This window comes from Thauera linaloolentis 47Lol = DSM 12138 (assembly GCF_000310205.1).
In the GTDB taxonomy this organism is placed as follows: Bacteria; Pseudomonadota; Gammaproteobacteria; order Burkholderiales; family Rhodocyclaceae; genus Thauera; species Thauera linaloolentis.
Genome location: NZ_AMXE01000003.1, coordinates 55271 through 76026, shown reverse-complemented (window position 1 = coordinate 76026; position 20756 = coordinate 55271). Strand labels below are relative to the sequence as shown.

Sequence of the window (20756 nt, the reverse complement as noted above, 5' to 3'; positions counted from 1 at the left end):
CCGTGAATGAGCCTTGCGCTGATCCTTCCCATGTCGGCGTTCGCCCTCGCCGCCTCGATTTCCCCCGGCCCGGTCAACATGGTCTGCCTCGGCAGCGGCACCCGCTACGGCGTACGGGCAAGCCTGGGCTTCGTCAGCGGCGCAACGGCAGGCTTCATCGCGCTCTTCGCCGCGGTCGGCCTGGGGCTCGCCACCGCCATGGCGCAACTGCCGCTGCTGGCGACGCTGCTACGCTGGAGCGGCATCGCCTTCCTGCTTTATCTGAGCTGGCAGCTCGCGCGGGACGACGGCGCCCTCGACGCGCGAAACGCCGATGCGCCGCCGGGCTTCATGGCCGGCGCCCTCATGCAGTGGCTCAATCCGAAAGCCTGGCTGGCCGCCGCGTCAGGCATCGGCGCCTACACGAGGGGAGCGGTTCTGGAGGAGCTGGCACTGTTCGCCGCGCTTTACGCGCCGATCTGCTGGGCCTCGCTCGCCTGCTGGGTCTTTGCCGGCGCCTTCCTGCGGCGCCGCATCACCCGCCCATCCAGGCTACGCGCGATGAATCGCGTGCTCGCCGCCTTGCTCGCGGGCAGTTGCATCTTCCTCCTCATCGACTGAAGGCTGGCGATACTGCCCGGGCGTAGCGGCCAGCAGCCGCTTGAACATGCGCTGGAAATGGGCCTGATCCGAGAACCCGCTCTCGAGCGCGGCATCGGCAATCGGACTCCCGTTCCGCAGCGCCCGCTGGCCGAGCCGGACCCGGCGATTGATCGCGTAGGCGTGCGGCGTCATGCGGAAGTAGCGCTTGAAGCTGCGGATCAGATGCCCAGGGCTGACGTCGGCCCGCCGGCACAGCGCATCGAGCGATACGTCGCCGGCGCAATGCGCATCCAGATAGTCCGCCACCGCGCTCAGCCGTGCCGGCGCCGTCCTCGCGGCCTCGCACACGGCAAGGCGGGGCAGGATATCCGACAGAAAGGCGACGAGGCGGGCATTCTTCCGCGCCGCGGACGGAGCAGGGTCGAGCAGGCATGCGGCGAGGCCGACGAAAGCCTCGAAGACTGCGGGCGAGCGCATCACGTCGGGCGCCAGATCCTGCCATTCCGGCGTGCGGACCAGGCCGAGCCGGCAACGCAGGCCGGCAAGCCACTGCGCGTCGATGTACAGCATGAGATACGCCCACGGCCCGCCTTCGAGCGGATTGCAGGCATGCACCCATTCAGGGTTGATGAGCACCAGCGTGCCGGCCTCAACATGGTAGCGACGGTGCCCGCAGACGAAGCTGCTCTCGCCGCGGACGATCGCCCCCATCGACCATTCGGCATGCGCATGGGGAGCGTAGCAGACGCTCCGGCCGTCATCGACCTTTCTCAATTCGACATGAGGCAGCGCGGGGTCGCGCCAGAAAACGGGCTTGCTCATCGGGGCCTCGCGGACACGGCTTGTTCCGGCGGAGTTTAACGCGCCGCCGGGGTCCGCCGCCGACACTCAGCCCGCGTGCGCCTCGCGCGGCCGTGCAGCCGCGCGCCGGAACACTGCCAGCGCACCCAACGCGGCGAGCAACAGCGCAAACGAGCCGGGCTCGGGCACCGCGTTGGCGGGCGGGACGAGCGGCGCACGGGCACTGGGCAGGGAAGCGTTCAAGGGCTGCAGATGGACCTCGCCGCGCTGGTTCAGGGAACTCACCACGACCGTGCCTTCGATGTTGTTGTAGTTGGTGAAGCTCGCATTGGGCGCCAGCACGCTGCCGCCGAACTGGTTGCGGATGGTCAGGTTGCTCGCATTGTAGAAATTCCACACGGCCCGGCTGCCGATGCCCTGCGCACTGCCGCCGAGGAAATTCGCGGAGAAGTCGAGCAAGAGCTCATCGACGTTGAAGACGAGCAGATCGGCACCATTCGTGTTGAACAGGAATTCTCCCTTGCGGAACACGTCGGCGTCGATCCCGCTGAGGTCGAACACCGCGATGCCGTCGGCGCCGGCGACGGCGTTGAAGACGGCGCGGTTGCCGTCGAATGCGACCGTGCTGCCGGTAGCGCTGAGCTGGCTCAGTTCCCGGGACAGGTCGCGCATGTTCGCTTCGATGCCCTCGGGCGCGGATTGCGCCGGCGCATCGCTCAGTCGCCCGCGATTGAAATTGACGTTGGCCGCGCTGCCGCCGACGTAAGCGCCACCACCGTTGAAGTTGGTGTTGGCCACGCTACCGCCCACGTAGGCACTGCCGTTGTTGATGTTGCCCGACGCGAGACTGCCGCCGACGGAAATGCCGCCGCCGTTCACATTCACGTTGGCGGCGCTGCCGCCGACGGTGAGCCCGGCATAGGGCGAGGCCGGCATGCGCCCGAGGTGCTGGCCATAATCCCCACCGGACAGACTGCCGCCCACGTAGGTTCGACCATCCACATGCGAAGAGGAGCTCGCGCTACCGAACACGATCAGGTTGAACTGCTGCATCGTCTCGGTGGCGCTGAGCGGCGCGGCCTGGACTTGGAAGCCGAAACCGGAGAGAAGCAGGGCGGTGGCGAAAAAGCGCTTGGGAGACATGCTGCGGGGCCTTCCTGTTGGATTCATCAATAACGAAGACAATACTAAAATTCGCGAAATCGCCTCGTGACCTCGATCACAGCCGCCCGCATCGCCCGCCACGCGCGAGGGCCACAGCGCGTACCGGGCGGCACTCCCCTATAATCGCGGTTTTGCCAGCAACCGAGGCCAGACCGTGGCGACGCCCCTATTCGATACTTCCATCAAGAGCCTGCCGCTGCTCGGCCGCGGCAAGGTACGCGACATCTACGCCATCGACGGCGACAAGCTGCTGATCGTCACCAGCGACCGTCTGTCCGCCTTCGACGTGATCCTGCCGGACCCGATTCCGGACAAGGGTCGCGTGCTGGTGGCTCTGGCCAACTTCTGGTTCGAGCGGCTCGGCCACATCCTGCCCAACCAGCTCACCGGCATCGACCCCGAAACCGTCGTCGCCGACGACGAACGCGACCAGGTGCGCGGCCGCGCACTGGTGGTCAAGCGCCTGAAGCCGCTGCCGATCGAAGCCGTGGTGCGCGGCTACGTGATCGGTTCGGGCTGGAAGGACTACCAGGCCACCGGCGCCATCTGCGGCATCGCCCTGCCCGCCGGCCTGCAGCAGGCGGCCAGGCTGCCGGCGCCGATCTTCACCCCCTCGTCCAAGGCCGACATGGGCGAGCACGACGAGAACATCTCCTTCGAGCAGGCGCAGGCGCGCTGCGACGCGATGCTGGCGGACGCGCTTGCCGGCACCGACAAGAGCGGCGCCCAGCTCGCGGAAGAAGCGCGCAAGGCCGCCATCGCCCTGTACACGGAAGCGGCGGACTATGCCGCCGGCCGCGGCATCATCATCGCCGACACGAAATTCGAGTTCGGCATCGACGCCGCCGGCACGCTGCACCTGATCGACGAAGCCCTGACGCCGGACTCGTCCCGCTTCTGGCCTGCCGACAGCTACCGCGAAGGCATCAGCCCGCCCTCCTTCGACAAGCAGTTCGTGCGCGACTACCTGGAAACGCTCGACTGGAACAAGACCGCTCCCGGCCCGAAGCTGCCGGCCGACGTCATCGAGCATACCGCCGGCAAGTATCGCGAAGCCTACGAGCGCCTGACTGGCAGCAAGCTCGCCTGATATCCCGCCCGGCCCCCGATGCCCGGCCACGGGCATCGGGGCAATCCCCAGCAACAAGAACGACTCGCATTCGCGAACCGGCTGTTTTTTTCCTGGTCTCAGAGGCAATCCGACGCCGCCGCGCAAGGCGTGGCGGTGCGGTGTGTTCGACCCACGTCAAATCACCGGAGGTTGCCATGGACAAGCCGTTCAATTCGCTGGAACAGCATTTCCAACTGCCCCACGTGCGCGAAGTCGATGCATTGCGCCCCTTCGAATGGCTGCGCATGGGCTGGAACGACATGCGCGAAAACCTGGGCGCCAGCCTCGCCTACGGCGTCCTCCTTGCCGCGATCGGGTACGCCATCCTGTCCTATGCTGCGACCACGCCCTATCTGTTCACCGCAGCGATCTCGGGTTTTCTCCTGATCGGCCCGGTTGCGGCCGCGGGACTGTACGAGATATCCCGCCGCCATGAGCGCGGCGAGCCGGTTTCACTGGCCGGCTCAGTGCGCGGCCTGTGGCGCCACGCGGACGGCATGGCCTATTTCGGCGCCTTCCTCGCCATCACCCTGATCGGCTGGGAACGCATGTCGGCGATCCTGTTCGCGCTGTTCTACGGCGGCAGCCTGTCGGAAGTGGGCAATTTCTTCCGCGACGTGTTCCTTTCCGGCAACCACCTTTCCTTCGTCGCCGCCTACATGTTGATCGGCGGCGTGCTGGCGGCGGTGGTGTTCTCACTGTCGGCGATCGCGATCCCGATGATGATGGACCGGGACACCGACGCCATCACCGCGGCCATGACCAGCCTTCGCGCGGTGGGCGTCAACCTTGGCGCCATGGCCGTATGGGCGGCGTTGATCGTCGTGCTGGTCGCAGCCGGCTTCGCCACGATGATGATCGGCATGACCATCCTGCTGCCGCTGCTCGGCCACGCCACCTGGCACGCCTACCGCGACATGGTCCGCTGAGCAGGCCTCGCCTTGACGCCCCGTGGGCGCCGATCGCGGCGCCCACGGTTTTTTTTGCGGCACAATAGCCCGCAGCCTGGCCCCTCGGCCGCAACTCACAACCGCACACAGAGATTCAGCCCCATGAACGATGCCGTCGCCAACCCCTTGCTCGATTTCTCCGGCATGCCACGCTTTGCCGACATCAAGCCGGAACATGTCGCCCCCGCCATCAAGAGCCTGATCGACGAGAACCGCAGCCTGATCGAACGTCTCACCGCCGACCCGGCCACGCCCACCTGGGACGGCTTCGTCGGCCCGATGGACGAAGCCGGCGAACGCCTCGGCCGTGCCTGGGGCGTGGTCGGCCATCTGCACAGCGTGTTCGACGTGCCCGAATGGCGCGAAGCCTACAACGCGATGCTGCCCGATATCTCGCGCTTCCACGCCGAGGTCGGCCAGAACCTGGCACTGTTCCGGAAGTACAAGGCACTGCACGACAGCCCCGAGTTCACCACCCTGTCGCCGGTGCGCCAGCGCATCCTGGAACATGCGCTGCGCGACTTCCGCCTGTCCGGCGCCGAATTGCCTGACGAACAGAAACCGCGCTTCCAGGCCATCCAGGAAGAACAATCGCAGCTCGCGGCGAAGTTCTCCGAAAACCTGCTCGACGCCACCAACGCCCACGCGGAGTGGATCACCGACGAAGCCGGCCTTGCGGGGATTCCGGACGACGCTGGCGAGGCCGCGCACGCGGCAGCCCAGGCCGACGGCAAGCCGGGCTGGAAGTTCACGCTGCAGATGCCGTCCTACCTGCCGGTGCTGCAGTACGCCGACGACCGCGAACTGCGCGCGCGCATGTACCGCGCCTACGCCACCCGCGCCTCCGAGCTGGGCGAGCCCGAACTCGACAACGGCCCGCTGATCGGCCGCATCCTCGCGCTGCGCGACGAGGAAGCGCGCATGCTCGGCTACCGCAACTTCGCCGAGGTGTCGCTGGTGCCGAAGATGGCCGACACGCCCGACCAGGTGCTCGGCTTCCTGCACGACCTCGCCGCCAAGGCCAAGCCCTTCGCCGAGCGCGATCTCGCCGAACTGCGTGCCTTCGCCGCACAAGAGCTGGGTCTTGCCGAGCTGCAGCCCTGGGACCTCGCCTATGCCTCGGAAAAGCTGCGCGAACAGCGTTACGCCTACTCCGACCAGGAAGTGAAGCAGTACTTCCCCGAACCCAAGGTGCTGGACGGCCTGTTCGGCGTGATCCGCGCGCTGTACCGCGTCGACATCCTGCCCGACGCAGCGCCGACCTGGGACCCGGACGTGCTTTTCTTCCGCATCGAGAAGGAAGGCGAACTCGTCGGCCATTTCTATCTGGACCTGCATGCGCGCGCCACCAAGCGCGGCGGCGCCTGGATGGACTCCGCCCGCAGCCGCCATCGCGATACCTGGGGCAGCGATACGCCGATCGCCTACCTCGTATGCAACTTCCCCGGCCCGGTCGGCGGCAGACCCGCCACGTTCACGCACGACGACGTGCTGACGCTGTTCCACGAGTGCGGCCACGGCCTGCACCACCTGCTGACGCAGGTGGACGAACTGGCGCTCTCCGGCATCAACGGCGTGGAATGGGACGCGGTCGAACTGCCGAGCCAGTTCATGGAGAATTTCTGCTGGGAATGGGACGTGCTGCAAGGCATGACCGCCCATGTCGACAGCGGCGAACCGCTGCCGCGCGCGCTGTACGACAAAATGATCGCGGCAAAGAACTTCCAGAGCGGCATGCAGACGGTGCGCCAGCTCGAATTCTCGATCTTCGATCTGCGCCTGCACGGCGAGGCGGGCGCCGCGGCCGGGCCGGTGCCCATCGAACGCGTGATGGCCCTGCTGGACGAGGTACGCAAGGAAGTCGCGGTGATGATTCCGCCCGCCTGGCACCGCTTTCCGCACAGTTTCTCGCACATCTTCGCCGGGGGCTACGCGGCCGGCTACTACAGCTACAAATGGGCGGAAGTGCTGTCGGCCGATGCCTTCGAAGCCTTCGAGGAAGCCGGTGCCGGCAAGGGCAGCCTGCTCGACCCCGAAACGGGCGCGCGCTTCTGGCGCGAGATCCTTGCCGTGGGCGGCAGCCGCCCGGCACTGGAATCGTTCAAGGCCTTCCGCGGCCGCGAGCCCAGGGTCGACGCGCTGCTGCGCCACAGCGGCATGGTGAGCGCCTGAAACCCGGACCGCTTGGCCCCCTGCTGCCGAAACAGCAGGGGCGAATGATTCCGCCAGCCGGACAGGACCGAGCAGCGCCGCGCTCGGCCGTGCAGGCGCCGCGCCGGCGCTGTTCTAGCCACAATACGGTTCAGATAAGCGTGGCGGCTTGTTTCCGTAGGCGCGGCGTCAGCCGCGAATGCCTGTTCAGCAAATGCGCCACTTCTTTCGCGGCTGACGCCGCTCCTGCAGTGACGAGGAGCGCACTCACTGAACCGTATTGGGTCTAGCCGAGCGCCGTATCGAGCACCATCATCAGCACGAAGCCGATCATCAGGCCCGCCGTCGCAAACGCCTCATGCCCCTTGCGGTGCGACTCCGGAATGATCTCGTGGCTGATCACGAAGAGCATGGCACCTGCGGCAAACCCCAGCCCCCACGGCAACAGCGCGGCCGAATAACCGACGATCGCCGCCCCCGCCACAGCACCAACCGGCTCCACCAGCCCGGACGCGATCCCCAGCGCGACAGCGAATCCACGGCGATACCCCGCCGCGAGCAGCGCAGCCGCCACGACCAGCCCCTCGGGCACATCCTGGATCGCGATGCCCATGGCCAGCGCGTTCGCCCGCATGCCCTCGTTGCCGGCATAGCCCACCCCGATGGCCACACCTTCGGGAAGATTGTGCAAGGCAATCGCGATGACGAACAGCCAGGTGCGGCGCAGTTTCTTCGCCACCGCGCCTTCACGCCCCTTGATGAAGTGTTCGTGCGGCAGCAGGCGGTCCATGGCCAGCAGCACGACACCGCCGAGCAGGATCGCCGCGCCGACCACGCCACCGGCCGACCACGGACCTCCGCCGAACGTCCCGGCATCCTGCGCCGCCTGCAAGCCGGGAATCACGAGCGAGAAAGCGCTCGCAGCCAGCATCACGCCCGCCCCAAAGCCGAACAGGCTGTCCTGCACGCGGTCTGAAAGGCGCTGCGACAGCAATACCGGCAAAGTCCCCAGCGCCGTGGCCAACGCAGCCACCGACCCGCCGATCAGGGCGCTCAGCACGGCCGGATCGCTCTGGACGAAGCGCCACGACTGCATCAGCAGGACCAGCAAGCCGGCCGCGGAAATGACCAGGCCGATCCACGTCTTCGGCCGCCACGAGCGCCACCACGGGCGCGGTGAATCCAGTGCTGGCGTCTCGTCCATGTGACCGTCCGGCTTATCCCCGCGCCACGGCATGGCGACGGGCGACCTCGGCCCAGTCGATGACGTTGTAGAACGCAGCGATGTATTCGGGGCGCCTGTTCTGGTACTTCAGGTAGTAGGCGTGCTCCCAGACGTCCAGTCCGAGAATGGCCGTATTGCCCGAGCCGATCCCCAACATGGCCGGATTGTCCTGGTTGGCGCTGCTTTCGACGGCCAGCTTGCCGGCCTTGTCCACCGACAACCAAGCCCAGCCGCTGCCAAAGCGGCTCAGGGCGGCTTTCGTGAAAGCCTCCTTGAACGCATCGAAACCGCCCAGGTCGGCATCGATGGCACGGGCCAGTTCGCCGCCAGGCAAGCCGCCGCCGCGAGGCGACATGACGGTCCAGAACAGACTGTGGTTGGCATGCCCGCCGCCATTGTTGCGCACCGCCGCACGCAGGCTTTCCGGCAGCGACTCGACGCCGGCGATCAGGTCCTCGATGGCGCGCCCAGCGTGCTCGGTGCCGTCCAGCGCCGCATTGAGATTGTTCACATAGGTCTGGTGATGCTTGGTGTAATGGATTTCCATCGTCCGCGCGTCGATGTGCGGCTCCAGGGCGTCGTAGGCGTAGGGCAGTGCGGGCAGGGTATAGGGCATGTCGATCGACCAGTGAAGTGAGGGAAGGAACTACAGCATCAATGCAGGCACGCCCCGGCCGCGGCCGGCAGCATGCCTTCATTTCCAAGAACGGCCATGATCTCGGGACGGTCACCGTATTCGGAGCGGTGCAGGATCAGGGCCGCATGGGTCTCACGGCTATGGCGGCCAGCCGCCATCCGCAATGATGCGGAAGCCGTCTCGTCGCACATCAATGACATCAGCGTGCGATGCGCGGCGCACAGGCAGGCCGCAGCTTCGCCACTCCGGCCGTCATCCACTAAGGCGTCGGCCAGATTGAGGTGGGTGACCACGAAGGCCGCAACCCGGTCGTCGTCCATGACCTCGCCGCCAGGGCCGGCGAGCAGCACGTATGCGATCTTCTGCGCACGCAGGTACAGGGCCCGTGCCTGCGCCGGCCTTCGGCCGCGGTCGGCGTCCAGCCCTTGTGCCATCAGCCTCTTCCACTCGTGCAGCAGAGCTTGCTGCCGGCCGGCCATCACGCAGTGGAGATGGCTCATGCCGACGTCCCCGAGGGATCGCTCGCGAGACTCAGCACCTGCAGTTCTCCAGCACCGGCCTTCCGGGTCCGGGCAATGCCCAGCACCTCGGCCTGCTCGACGAGGACGCAGGTCTTGTTCATGCGCTTGCAGTAATCCTGAACACGCCAGTAATCGCCATGGCTCAGGCACCCGGTCTGGCAGATCACCAGATCGGCGGCGTGCAGGCTGGCCTCCAGCGCCTCGGGGCCATCCGGGTGCGGCAGCATCGCGGGCAGCGGCGCGACCTCCTCAACGGGCGGCGCGGCACCGTGCGGGCGTTCCCAGTGCAGGCGTTCGCGCATCAGCACCTGGATGCGCGCAAGCAGCGTTTCCACATGCCGCACCAGCGTAATGCGCTTGGGCAGGCCGGGGATCGCCGCCTCCAGTGCCGCGCGGTCCTCCCGTTCCCAGGCCAGTGCGGTCACGCGCAGGACGACGTCCGCGCGCAAGCGCATCACCTGCGCTTCCAGACGCTTGATCTCGAGCGCCTGCGCATGCAGCTGCTCGCTGCAACGCAGTTGTACTCGACCGTAGTCGCGCATCAGCACGTGGTGCTCTCGGGCGAGCTTATCGAAGTCATGCTTGGCATATTGCATGGTCGGCCTCACAAGTCTTGAGCGCACAGGGAATACGGCAATCGAAACGTTTCATCGCGAACGATGGGAGCAAATCCGGCCAACACTATAAATGAGAATCATTTTTACTAAAATAGGCTTGTGACCGAATATTCCTGCGCAGCAACAGGAAATGGGGGCCGAACCGGCCTCTGCCTCGGGGCCTGATGCAAGCGAGCCTGGCGAATCGGGATGCCGCCGCAAAAAACGCGCACGCTGCTCCGTTACATTTCATTGCGTAATGTGCGCCACCTCCGCCCCCACCGGGGCCCAGTTGCTGCTCGACACGTCGCTCGGCCTGACCGGTGTTGCATGAAGTGGAAAGTCATGGATAAATGTTCAGCCCCAGCGCGGAGATTCCATCGCGCTCAGGATTTGTAGCCAGCTTTGTGGCCAGCACGCCCCACGGGCAGGCGAACACAAAAAACATAAACTGAATCAATACGTTATGAAGCCATGAAAATTGTTACGTGGAACGTCAACTCCCTCAAGGTCCGCCTGCCCCACGTCGTCGACTGGCTCGCCGAGAACAAGCCCGACGCGCTGTGCCTGCAGGAGTTGAAGCTCGAAGACAAGGCTTTTCCCGCCGCAGCGCTCGAAGCCGCCGGCTACCATGCCGTGTTCATCGGCCAGAAGACCTACAACGGCGTCGCCATCCTGAGCCCCCATCCGTTCGACGAGGCCACGGTGGTGCGCAACATTCCCGGCTTCGAGGACGAGCAGAAACGCATCATCGCCGCCACCGTCGGCGGTGTGCGGGTGGTATGCGGCTACTTTCCCAACGGCCAGGCGGTAGGCTCGGACAAGTTCGCGTACAAGCTCGAATGGCTCGCCGCGCTGACCGGCTGGCTGCGCGAAGAACTGAAGACGCACGATCGCCTGGTACTGGCGGGCGACTTCAACATCGCCCCCGAGGACAGGGACGCCCATCCCGACTGGAAGGACGAAATCCACGTTTCCGTCCCCGAGCGCGCGGCTTTCCGCGCGCTGCTGGACCTCGGGCTGATCGACGCCTTCCGTCTGTTCGAGCAGCCCGAGCGCGCATTCTCGTGGTGGGACTACCGCATGATGGCCTTCCGCCGCAATTTCGGCCTGCGCATCGACCATCTGCTGGTGTCCCCCGCGCTGCGCGAAGCCTGCCTCGGCTGTGTGGTGGACAAGGCGCCCCGCCGCCTGGAGCGGCCGTCCGATCACGCCCCCGTCGTACTGGAGCTTGCCTGAGGCCATGAACGCCCCCGAAACCGATCGCCTGTCGACCTGCTACCCGATCCTCGACCAGTTGTCCGCGAGTGCGCGGGCGCGCATGTTGCAGCGTGTCCAGTGGATGCGCGTGCCGCCCGGCGCGATGCTGTTCGACGACCAGCAGGCCTGCGAAGGTTTTCCTTTCGTCGTCGAAGGCTCGGTGCGCGTCAGCAAATGCGCACCGAACGGGCGCGAACTACCGCTGTACCGCGTCGCACCGGGCGAGACCTGCATCATCTCGTCGTCCTGCCTGCTCGGCCACGAGGACTACAATGCGCGCGGCGTCACCGAAGCGGAAACGCTGTTGATGATGCTGCCGAAGGCGGTGTTCGACGAGATGATGGACGAGCGCCCGTTCCGCGACTTCATCTTCCATCTCTTTGCCGAACGCATCGCCGACCTGATGCAATTGATCGAGGAAGTGGCCTTCCGCAAGCTCGACCAGCGCCTGGCGGCCTTGCTGCTGGGCAAGGGCCGCACGCTGCACGTCACCCACCAGCAACTGGCCGACGAACTCGGCAGCGTGCGCGAGATCGTCAGCCGCCTGCTGAAGAACTTCGCCGACCAGGACCTGGTGCGGCTGTCGCGCGAACAGGTGGAAATCCTCGATCCGGCCGGCCTGCGCCGGCTGGCGGCGGAGGGTTCGCCAAAGGTCTGAAACGGCATGCCCGCCCTGCTGCGCATGCGCGCCGGGGCGGGAACGATGCCAAGGACTACAGCGTTCCACGCAGAGTCAGCATGAAGCTGCGCGGCTCGCCGTAGATGTTGTTGCCCGCCGTGCTGTTGACCGAGCGGAAGTAATACTTGTCGAAAACGTTATTGACGTTGAGCGCTAGACTCCAGCTCGGATTGATACGGTACTGCGCGAAGGCGTTGTACACCGCGCGCCCCGGCGAGACGAAATCGTAAGCGACGGCCGGGCCGCTGAAATCCCCCCTTGCCGCATTCCAGGTCCGTACCGTGCCCGAGCGGAATACTTCGGACTGCGCCTTCACGCCACCGCCGATCCGCCACCCGGATGCCGCGCCGTCCAGGCGATAGGCGGCCCACAGGCGCAAGGTGTGCTTTGGCGTGTAGCTCGCGTAGCGGTTGCCGTCGTTCGCCCCGTAGTCCGTCTTGTTGTCGTCGTAGGTGTAGCCCGCATTGATCTGCAGGTTGGGCGTCAACTCACCGCTGACATCGATCTCGACCCCGCGCGAAAGAAACTTGCCGTCGCCCGCATAGCAGCAATCGAGTCCGTCATCGTCGAAGTTCGGGTCATCGAAGAGTTTGACCGCGAGATGCTTGCGCCTGGCCTGATACAGCGTCAGGTTGGTGTTGAGCATGCCCTCCAACAACTCGCCCTTCATGCCCAGCTCCCAGCTCGTGCCGCTGACTTCGGACAGCGGCTGATAGCTCGCCGTGTAGTAGTGGCTTTGGTCCTCGATGCTCTTCGCCATCGTCAGATAAGCCGTCCATTGCCTGTCGAAATCGTAGACCAGCGCGTAATAGGGCGTGAAAGTGTCGTCGCCATCCTGCTTCTGGTTCAGTATCTCGCTGACGCCGCCGTAGTTGCGGCTTTCATAGCTGGAATAGCGCCCGCCGAGCACGAATTTGAGCGGACCGTGGATCTGGAACTTGCCATAGCCATACACGCCTTTCCGATCCGTTTCGTAGCGCTGGATGTTCTGTGCCCGCCAGGGGCCGAGCACCGGCGGATGGTCCGGATCGAAGGTCGCCCAGTCGATCGGGACGAAGCCCGCGCCATTGGCGAACATCTGCGGCCCGCGGTTATTGTCGTTCTCGGTGTGCAGGTAGTCCGCCCCGAAAACCAGGCTGTGCTCCCGTCCGAGCCAGCCGAAGCTGCCGCCGACATTGACGTCGACGCTGTCGGAGCGGCTGGTCGAGTTGCCGGCCCGCACCATCATCTGCGTTCCGGTCGTCGTGCCCGGGGTCACCGCGCCGTTGTAGTGCGCGAAGCGGATGTCGCTGGAAGATTCGGTCCGCGACACGCCCGCCTTCAGCTTCCACTGCGCTGAAAAGGCATGCTCCAGGCGGGCAAAGTAGTTTTCCGCCTCGCTGTTGCGGTAGTCGTACGCGGGCGAGCCCTGGCTTCTCGACAGCGGCAGCGGGTCGCCGTTGCTGTAGCGCGGCAATCCGGGCGGCGCCGAGTCCCGCCCGCTGCCGGACTTCCTGTCCCTGCTGGCGCCCAGCGTCAGAGTGGTGTCGTGCGTCAGGTCGATGTCCAGTACGCCGTAGACCATGTGGTTGTGGCGGTCTGCGTTGTCCCAGAATTTCTGGGTGTCGTTGTACGACGCCACGACCCGGCCCCGTACGTTGCCGGAAGCGGTCAAGGGGCTGCTGATGTCGAATTCGCCCCGGTAGTTGTCCCACGAGCCCGCCGCGAGCGTCGCTTTTGCCTGGAACGCGTGCAAGGGCCGCTTGCGGACGAGGTTGATGCTGCCCGATGGCTCGCCGTTGCCGGAGAACAGGCTGTCCGGGCCGCGCAGCAACTGCACGCTGTCATACATGGCGAGCGCGGCATTGACGGAACTGTCCATCGAGTCTTTTTCCCGGACCATGCTGCCGTCGACCAGGATGTTCGTGATCTCGAAGCCGCGCGAATACCAGCTTTCAGCCGACCACTGGCCATTCGGCTCGATGGTCACGCCTGGCAGTTGTTCCAGCGCCTCGTTCAGCGAATGGATGCCCTGGTCTTCCAACTGCTGCCGCGTCAATACGGAAATCGAACGGGGAATCTCGCGCAACGATTGCGCCGTCTTGGCGCCCACGCCAACCCGTGCCGGCGTGTACGAGTCGCTGTTTTCGGTCAGTTCCGACAAGGGCCGGGCCGTGACCCTGATGGGTGGCAGCGCGCTGCCTTCTTCCCCCACAGGCCCTGACGCCATCGGCGCCATGCCGGACGCCCGGGAATGCCCGTCCGGCGCCCCCGGATCGGCGGCGGGAAGGGCTTCTCCGGCCGTCGCCGGATCCCCGATCGTGATCACGCCCTGCCGCGCACTGACGATGGTCAGGCCGCTGCCTTCGAGCAGGCGCATCAGGGCGACACGGGGATTGTGCGCCCCTCGCAGGGCGCTCGCGCGCTTGCCGGCCAACGAACGCTCGTCGTACACCAGCCGGAGATGCGCGGGCGCCTGCGCGGCGAACGCCTGCAATGCCGTGTTCAGGTCCTGGGCCGGGATGTCGAACTCGAAGGTCCGCATTTGCCCTTGTCCGGGCTGATGCGCATGTGAATGATCATGCTCGTGCTCCTGCGCTGACACCGGAGAAACGGTGGCCAGCGCAGCCGCCAGCGCAGCAATCGCGTGGCACACGCGAGCGTATGCCGGCACCTGGACGCGCCCTTGCCTTCTATTGTCTTTCATTGGATTCCCTGGTCGATACCCGCGCCGGAGACGCACGGACATCGCATCGAAAAGAGAAGAGGAATGCGTACCCGATACGTGCACGCGCCACGTTGATGGCTGGCTGGGATGTGGCGGAGTCCGGAATTCGGCAGCCTGCGCTGCCTGCCCCGCATAGGCTGGCTACAACGCAGTCATCGTAACAACAATCATTACTATTTGTAAATACTCTAATATTGCAGCGCACACACGGACAGCCCCCCCGTCATCCGGAACCCGTCCGCTCTGTAACCATGGTTACAGACGGCCGGCATGGCAGCGTGATCCAATCGCGCCACTATCCCATCCCTGCAAGGAGCAGCTCATGAAGAAGAACGTTGGCGGCATCGACAAGATCCTGCGCATCCTGGTCGGCATCGCGCTGATCGCCTGGGCCCTGATGGGCGGCCCCGTGTGGGCCTGGATCGGCATCCTTCCGTTGTTCACCGGCGCGCTGGGCTGGTGCCCGCTGTATCCGCTGCTCGGCCTCAATACCTGCCCGCTGAACAAGAAATGACGCGTGGCGCGGTCCGGCGAAATGCCGGCCGCGCATCCGTCACCCCCAGCCATACGGGGTGGCAAACAATCGAAAACGGCAGCATCCATCTGGATCCTGCCGTCTTCGTTGAACGCTACTCAGTCGCCGCTTCAGCCGCGACCGCTGCAATGGTTCGCGATCGCCACGAACTGCGCCACCGAAAGCTTTTCCCCCCGCAACCCGGCATCGATGCCCACCGCATCGAAATCGGCATCGCCCATGAATTCACGCAGCGTGTTCTTGAGCGTCTTGCGGCGCTGGCCGAAGGCCGCGGTGACGATCGCCCCGAGCAAGGCCTCATCCTGCGCGCCGAGCTGCGCCCTGGGCAGGGGCGCCATGCGCACGATGCTGGACATGACCTTGGGCGCGGGGCGGAAGGCGCCCGGTGGCACATCGAACATCCGGCCCATGCGGAAGCGGTACTGCAGCATCACCGACAGGCGGCCGTATTCCTCGGTCCCCGGTTCTGCCACCATGCGCATGACGACTTCCTTCTGCAGCATGAAGGTCATGTCCTTGACCCGCTCGGCAAAGCCCGCGAGATGGAACAGGATGGGCGTGGAGATGTTGTACGGCAGGTTGCCGACGACGCGCAGCGGCTGCCCGGCATCGGCGCACAGGCCGCCGAAATCGAACTTCAGCGCATCACCTTCATGCACCGTGAGCTGGGCCGGCGTATAGCGCTCGTGCAGGCGCGCGATCAGGTCGCGGTCGATCTCGACCACGTGCAGGTGGCCGAGGCGCTCGATCAGCGGCGCGGTCATCGCCCCCAGGCCGGGGCCGATCTCGACCATCGGTTCGCCCGCCTGCGGCCGGATGGCATCGATGATGCGGCGGATGATGTTGGGGTCGGACAGGAAGTTCTGGCCGAAGCGCTTGCGCGCGCGGTGGCCGTCGGTTTCGTGGTCTTGCATGGGAATCCTCGTTGCCGCGCCTTCAGGCAGCGGCGCCGGCTGCGTGTGCGGCGCGCGCAGCAAGCATCGTGGCCGCCAGTTCCAGCGCGGCGAACAGGCTTCCGGGGTCGGCCCGGCCGCTGCCGGCAAGGTCGAGCGCCGTGCCATGATCGACCGAGGTCCGGATGATCGGCAAGCCGAGCGTCACATTGACGCCGCCGCCGAAGCTCGCGTGCTTGAGCACCGGCAAGCCCTGGTCGTGATACATCGCCAGTACCGCATCGCCCTGCGCCAGCGTATGCGGCACGAACAGCGTGTCCGCCGGCAGCGGACCGGTGAGGTTCATGCCTTCGGCACGCAGGCGCGCCAGCACCGGCTCGATGACGTCGATCTCCTCGCGCCCCATATGGCCGCCCTCGCCCGCATGCGGGTTGAGGCCGGCGACGAGGATGCGCGGCGCGGCGATGCCGAAGTGCCGTGCCAGGTCGGCATGGACGATGCGCAGCGTTTCTTCCAGCGCCGGCTGCGTGATCGCCGCAGGCACCCGGGCCAACGGCAGATGGGTCGTGGCGAGCGCGACGCGCAGGCCACCGCCGACCAGCATCATCACCACGCGCGGCGTGCCGGTGTGTTCGGCAAGATATTCAGTATGTCCGCTGAAGGGCAGCGCATCGCCCCCGCCGAGGCTTTCGCAGATCACGCCCTTGTGCACCGGCGCCGTGACCATGGCGGCGAACGCCCCGTTCTGGCAGCCGCTGATCGCGCGATCGAGCAGGCCGAGCACATAGGGGCCATTGGCCGCATCGAGCACGCCAGGGCGGGATGGCCGGGCAAGCGGCAGATGCAGCACCTCGACCGTGCCGGACGGCACATCGGCATCCGGTAGCCAGGACTGGAACATCGCGGCGCTGCCAGAAGAGGCGGCACGTTCGCGCAGCAGACCGAGATCGCCGAGCACCACCGGCCTGACCGGCCATTCGCGCTCGGCCAGGCGCGCACAGAGTTCGGGGCCGACGCCGGCCGGCTCACCGCTGGTGACGGCGACGACCGGCCTCAAGGCTCCGGCAGCGCTCACTCGCGGTCCAGGCGCAGGTCGACGTAGGTGCTGTCGCGCAGTTGGCGCAGCCAGTCCTCGTAGGCCTCGTCCGCCTTGCGGTCGCGCAGCGCGGCGCGCGCGGCATTGCGCTTGCGCTCGTCGGTGACGTCCTGCACGCGGCGCTCGACGACCTGAATCAGGTGCCAGCCGAACGGCGATTGCACCGGCGCGCTGATCTCACCCGGCTGCAGCGCGTTCATCGCACGCTCGAACTCGGGCACGGTATCGCCCGGGTTGAGCCAGCCCAGGTCGCCGCCCTTCGCTGCGGACAGGTCTGCCGAATTGGCCTTGGCCAGGTCGGCGAAATCTGCGCCATTGACGACGCGCTCGCGGATGCCCAGCAGACGCGCTTCGGCATCGGTGTCGGAGAGCACTTCCGACGTCTTGATCAGGATGTGGCGGGCGCGGGTCTGCTCCATCTGGGCCACGGCGGTATCGCCGCCGCCACGGCGGTCGATCAGGCGCACGATGTGCAGGCCGGACGCGCTGCGCATGACGGGTGAAGTCTCGCCAGGCCGCATGTTGCGCACGGCCTCGGCGAACAGCGCCGGCAGGCGGTCGAGCGCACGCCAGCCCAGGCTGCCGCCCGACAGGCCATCGGGAGCATCCGACACCTCGGCCGCGACACGGGCGAAATCCTCTCCCGATCGCAGGCGGGCCATCACCCCCTCCGCACGCTGGCGCAAGGCCTCGATCTGTTGCGGCGAAGCCTGTTCGGGCGCCCGCAGCAGGATGTGCGCGACCTCGAACTCCTGGCCAGAGAATGCATCGGGGTTGCTGGCGAGGAAGTTGTCGATTTCCGCTTCGGTGACGACGATCTTGCTCTCGACCTCGCGCTCGCGCAGACGGGTCAGCAGGATCTCGGTGCGGATCTCGTCGCGGAAACGAGACCAGGACACGCCATCCCTTTCCAGCGTTTCACGCAACTGCTCGAGGCCCAGCTGGTTGTTCGCGGCGATACGCTCGATCGCGCGCGCGAGGGTGGCGTCATCCACCCGCAGCGAAGTGTCCCGCGCCAGTTGCAGCTGCGCACGTTCGACGATCAGGCGCTCCAGCAATTGCTGCTCCAGCACCTCCTTGGGCGGCAGCTCGACGCCCTGGCGCTGCAACTGCCGCACGACCTGATCGACACGCGCCCGCAACTGCAGCGCCGTGATCACTTCGTCATTGACGACGGCGACGATGCGATCGACCGCGACCGCCTGCGGCGCCGCATGAAGCGGAAAGTTCAGGGCCAGGCTGGCAAGGCCTGCGGCAAGCAGCAAACGGGGGCGGGACAGGGTACGGTTCATGGTCTTTATTTGAGGGGTGGCTCGCACGGTTTCAATCCATGCCGAACACGCGGTCGGCCGAAGAGTCGTTGATCTTGCCATAGCCAGGCACGCTGCGCGTCAGCAGGTTGAGCGGGTTGGAGCCGATGCCGGCCAGGTCGTTGAGTTCGAGCTGGACGTAGATGGACTGCGAGACGTCGTCGCGCTCGATCGCGAAGCGATGCACGGCGACACGGAACACCCAGCAGCCGCCGTTGTACTCGAGGCCGCCGATCGCCTCGGTGACGCGGTTCTCCAACAGCGAATGCGTCACCCGGCCAACGCCGTACCAGCCCCGCCCGAGCGGCCACTGGCCTGACACATCGACATCCTCGAGGCCGACGAGGTTTTCCGCGATGCGCAGTTCGGGCGCATAACGATAGCTGATGTTCAGCACCTTGGCGTAGTCGGGCTGGTAGCGCAGGTTGAAATTCGCCCGTTCGGTCCGGCTGGTCTCGGTGTTGTACTGCAGGTAGGAATTCAGCGAGAACTCGCGGGAAATCCGCCCGCCGAGCCCGAGGAGAACCTCCGTGCCACGACCTGCGTCCCTCAGTTCGTCCTCGTTGTACAGGTAGACTTTCTGGTCGGAAAAATAATAACGCTGCCCGATCATGGCGCGCAGGCGCTCCACGCCGCTGCCGGAATCGATGAAGCGCGTGGTCAGCGCCGCGGTGAGATCGTTGGCGTCGCCGATCCGGTCGCTGCCTGAGAAGCGGTTCTCCGAGAACATCTGCGCAAAGCCGACGTCGAAGCGGCTGGTGTCGAAGTTGGGAATGTCGGCCTGGTCCCGCGACGGAACCCGCAGGTAATACAGGCGCGGCTCCAGCGTCTGCAGGTAGTCGCCGCCGAAGATCGTCGCCTCGCGCTCGAAGAACAGGCCCGAATCCACCGAGAAGATCGGCGCCGAACGCGTGATCGAACTGCGCTGCGTGGCGGTCAGCGGCGAGCGGTCGATGTCGTAGCTGGTGTAGTGCAGTCCCGCCTTCGGCGTCACGAACCAGGCTGCCCCGGCCAGCGGCAAGGCAAGCTGCGGGTAGGCGACGAAGCGTGTTCCCTCGTCCTTGTTCCGGTCCGCATCGGGATGCGCGAACTTTACGTATTCGGTGCTGAAGGATGCCGACAGCCCTCCCGGCAGGTCCGGGCGCTGCCCCTTCACCAGGATCTGCGGCAGGCGTCGGTAGGGCGCGACGTTTCTCGACTCCTCATCCGGATTCAGCGTCTGGTAGCTCTGTGCGCGGATGACGGCATTCCACCAGCTCGACCCCCGATACACGAGCTGCCCCTGCCGCAGCAGGTTGACCCGGGACGCGACGCCGATCCGGGACGACAGATCCTCGAAGTAACGGTCGTCCGACACCGAATTCAGATCCAGCGAGCCGTACAGGCTCGGCGTGATCCGCTGTTCGTGCTGGATGGACGCCAGGGTACGCTCCTCTCCCGCCAGGCGGTCCTTCGGCATCCACTCGACGCGCGACTCGCCCCGGTAGGTTTCGCCCAGGTAACGGAATTCGCCGCCGATCTGGACGCCGCGCCGGCTCATGAAGCGCGGCGTGATCGTCGCATCGTAGTTGGGCGCGATATTCCAGTAATACGGAACCGCGAGATCCGCCCCCGTCTTGTTCGACGAACCGAAGGTCGGCGGCAGCAGGCCGGACTGGCGCCGTGCGGTCAGCGGAAACTCCGCCCACGGCATCCAGAGAATGGGCACGTCCATGAACACGATCGAACCGTTGCGTGCCGTCCCGACCTCGCGGTCGTAGTCCAGGTCGAGCTCGCGCGCCTTGATGTACCAGTCGGGGTCGCTGGCCTGGCAAGTCGACCAGGTCGCGTTTTCCAGGCGGTACTGGTTCTCGCCCTCCAGGCGCAGCAGATCGGCCTGGCCACGGCCCGACACCGTCCGTACTTCCTCCCCGGTCAGATTCGGCTGGCGCTGGCGCGTAAGCTCGTAGGCCGGCGACTCGAAGGTGCCCGTACTCTCGCCGACCACCATCGTCGCCTTCGGCCCGGCGATGGAATCCTCGCCCTGCCGCAGCTCGACATTGCCCTCGGCCACGGCCTCGTCGATCGGCTCGCGGTAGGTGACGCGATCGGCGGTAAGAACCATGTCGTCACGCTGCAGCTCGGCGTCGCCGTCGGCAACGAGTTCGATACTGCGCGCACCGAGAATCCTCAGCGCCTTGACCGAGGTGCTTCCCGCTGGCAGCGCTGCCGCTTCAGGGGCGGGGCGCCTCCGCGCCTGCTCGGCCTGTGCCGGCGGCGAAGCCGGGGCCGGCTGCGTCTGTGCAGCCCGTCCTTCGGCAGGCGGCTTCACGTCCGGAGCCGCCTGCGCCGGAACGGGTCTGGAAGCGGCTGCAGGCGCCCCGGCCGTCACCGCGCCGGGGGCGGACGCCGGACTGGCAGCGGCCTTCGGACTGCGTACCAGGTCGGGCGAAACGACCAGGGGCTGCAGGCCGGCCGCAAGCGCCGTGCCGGACATCCAGCACAGCAGGAAAGGGATCAGGCGCATGCGCGTATTCAGAGGCATGACAGGCGAACGGT

18 protein-coding genes are annotated in these 20756 nt (G+C 66.2%); 7 read left to right on the top strand and 11 right to left on the bottom strand.

Features of this window, described 5'->3' with window-relative positions; all coding sequences use genetic code 11:
• The first annotated feature begins 6 nt into the window (after positions 1–6).
• The gene (locus tag C666_RS01885; RefSeq protein ID WP_004333018.1) at positions 7–600 is read left to right on the top strand and encodes a LysE family translocator; all 594 of its coding nucleotides are present in this window, start codon (positions 7–9) and stop codon (positions 598–600) included.
• Here C666_RS01885 and C666_RS01880 read toward each other — a convergent pair.
• Positions 532–1404, bottom strand: coding sequence for a helix-turn-helix transcriptional regulator (locus C666_RS01880; protein ID WP_038000533.1), 873 nt, complete (start codon positions 1402–1404; stop codon positions 532–534). The two genes, C666_RS01885 and C666_RS01880, sit on opposite strands and share 69 nt — an antisense overlap.
• A gap of 66 nt (positions 1405–1470) precedes the next feature.
• Positions 1471–2526 carry a choice-of-anchor A family protein gene (locus C666_RS01875; RefSeq protein ID WP_004333014.1) on the bottom strand — a complete coding sequence of 352 codons (1056 nt, stop codon included), beginning with the start codon at positions 2524–2526 and terminating at the stop codon, positions 1471–1473.
• Between the two features lie 175 nt (positions 2527–2701).
• Here C666_RS01875 and C666_RS01870 point away from each other — a divergent pair, with 175 nt between their 5' ends.
• The 3 genes from C666_RS01870 to C666_RS01860 all read left to right on the top strand — a co-directional run bounded on the left by C666_RS01870 (position 2702) and on the right by C666_RS01860 (position 6780).
• Entirely contained in the window at positions 2702–3637 is a 936-nt protein-coding gene (locus C666_RS01870) for a phosphoribosylaminoimidazolesuccinocarboxamide synthase (protein WP_004333012.1), read from the top strand.
• Positions 3638–3813: 176 nt separating this feature from the next.
• The gene (locus C666_RS01865) at positions 3814–4587 is read left to right on the top strand and encodes a DUF2189 domain-containing protein (protein ID WP_004333010.1); all 774 of its coding nucleotides are present in this window, start codon (positions 3814–3816) and stop codon (positions 4585–4587) included.
• 123 nt (positions 4588–4710) lie between these two features.
• On the top strand, positions 4711–6780 hold the full coding sequence (locus C666_RS01860) for a M3 family metallopeptidase (protein ID WP_004333008.1): 2070 nt from the start codon (positions 4711–4713) through the stop codon (positions 6778–6780).
• A 265-nt stretch (positions 6781–7045) separates the two neighbouring features.
• On the opposite strand, the gene C666_RS01855 is transcribed toward C666_RS01860, so the two are convergent.
• Genes C666_RS01855 through C666_RS01840 form a run of 4 tightly spaced genes read right to left on the bottom strand, consistent with a single transcriptional unit; the run spans position 7046 to position 9738 of the window.
• Positions 7046–7963 (bottom strand): ZIP family metal transporter, encoded by a 918-nt coding sequence (locus tag C666_RS01855; RefSeq protein ID WP_004333006.1) that lies wholly within the window; start codon positions 7961–7963, stop codon positions 7046–7048.
• 13 nt (positions 7964–7976) lie between these two features.
• Complete coding sequence (locus C666_RS01850) at positions 7977–8600, bottom strand: superoxide dismutase (protein WP_004333004.1); 624 nt, start codon at positions 8598–8600, stop codon at positions 7977–7979.
• Positions 8601–8638: 38 nt separating this feature from the next.
• A complete protein-coding gene (locus tag C666_RS01845) occupies positions 8639–9100 on the bottom strand; it encodes a DUF2753 family protein (RefSeq protein WP_051019859.1) in 462 nt (153 codons plus the stop codon).
• 17 nt (positions 9101–9117) lie between these two features.
• Positions 9118–9738, bottom strand: a complete 621-nt coding sequence (locus C666_RS01840) for a DUF2325 domain-containing protein (RefSeq protein ID WP_004333000.1) — start codon at positions 9736–9738, stop codon at positions 9118–9120.
• A 474-nt stretch (positions 9739–10212) separates the two neighbouring features.
• Here C666_RS01840 and xth point away from each other — a divergent pair, with 474 nt between their 5' ends.
• Positions 10213–10977: an exodeoxyribonuclease III gene (gene xth, locus C666_RS01835; protein ID WP_004332998.1), complete on the top strand. Its 765-nt coding sequence runs from the start codon at positions 10213–10215 to the stop codon at positions 10975–10977.
• A gap of 4 nt (positions 10978–10981) precedes the next feature.
• Positions 10982–11656: a Crp/Fnr family transcriptional regulator gene (locus C666_RS01830; RefSeq protein ID WP_004332996.1), complete on the top strand. Its 675-nt coding sequence runs from the start codon at positions 10982–10984 to the stop codon at positions 11654–11656.
• 55 nt (positions 11657–11711) lie between these two features.
• Here C666_RS01830 and C666_RS01825 read toward each other — a convergent pair whose 3' ends face one another.
• Positions 11712–14201 (bottom strand): TonB-dependent siderophore receptor, encoded by a 2490-nt coding sequence (locus tag C666_RS01825; RefSeq protein ID WP_004332994.1) that lies wholly within the window; start codon positions 14199–14201, stop codon positions 11712–11714.
• Between the two features lie 505 nt (positions 14202–14706).
• Here C666_RS01825 and C666_RS01820 point away from each other — a divergent pair.
• On the top strand, positions 14707–14898 hold the full coding sequence (locus tag C666_RS01820; protein WP_004332993.1) for a YgaP family membrane protein: 192 nt from the start codon (positions 14707–14709) through the stop codon (positions 14896–14898).
• A 131-nt stretch (positions 14899–15029) separates the two neighbouring features.
• Here C666_RS01820 and rsmA read toward each other — a convergent pair whose 3' ends face one another.
• The 4 genes from rsmA to C666_RS01800 are packed head-to-tail and all read right to left on the bottom strand — an operon-like array spanning position 15030 to position 20742.
• Complete coding sequence (gene rsmA / locus C666_RS01815; protein ID WP_028792150.1) at positions 15030–15833, bottom strand: 16S rRNA (adenine(1518)-N(6)/adenine(1519)-N(6))-dimethyltransferase RsmA; 804 nt, start codon at positions 15831–15833, stop codon at positions 15030–15032.
• Between the two features lie 22 nt (positions 15834–15855).
• The gene (pdxA, locus tag C666_RS01810; RefSeq protein ID WP_038000535.1) at positions 15856–16887 is read right to left on the bottom strand and encodes a 4-hydroxythreonine-4-phosphate dehydrogenase PdxA; all 1032 of its coding nucleotides are present in this window, start codon (positions 16885–16887) and stop codon (positions 15856–15858) included.
• Positions 16884–18200, bottom strand: coding sequence for a peptidylprolyl isomerase (locus tag C666_RS01805; RefSeq protein WP_004332988.1), 1317 nt, complete (start codon positions 18198–18200; stop codon positions 16884–16886). Before C666_RS01805 ends, pdxA begins: the two co-directional genes overlap by 4 nt.
• A 31-nt stretch (positions 18201–18231) precedes the next feature.
• Entirely contained in the window at positions 18232–20742 is a 2511-nt protein-coding gene (locus tag C666_RS01800; protein ID WP_004332987.1) for an LPS-assembly protein LptD, read from the bottom strand.
• Between the last annotated feature and the right edge of the window lie 14 nt (positions 20743–20756).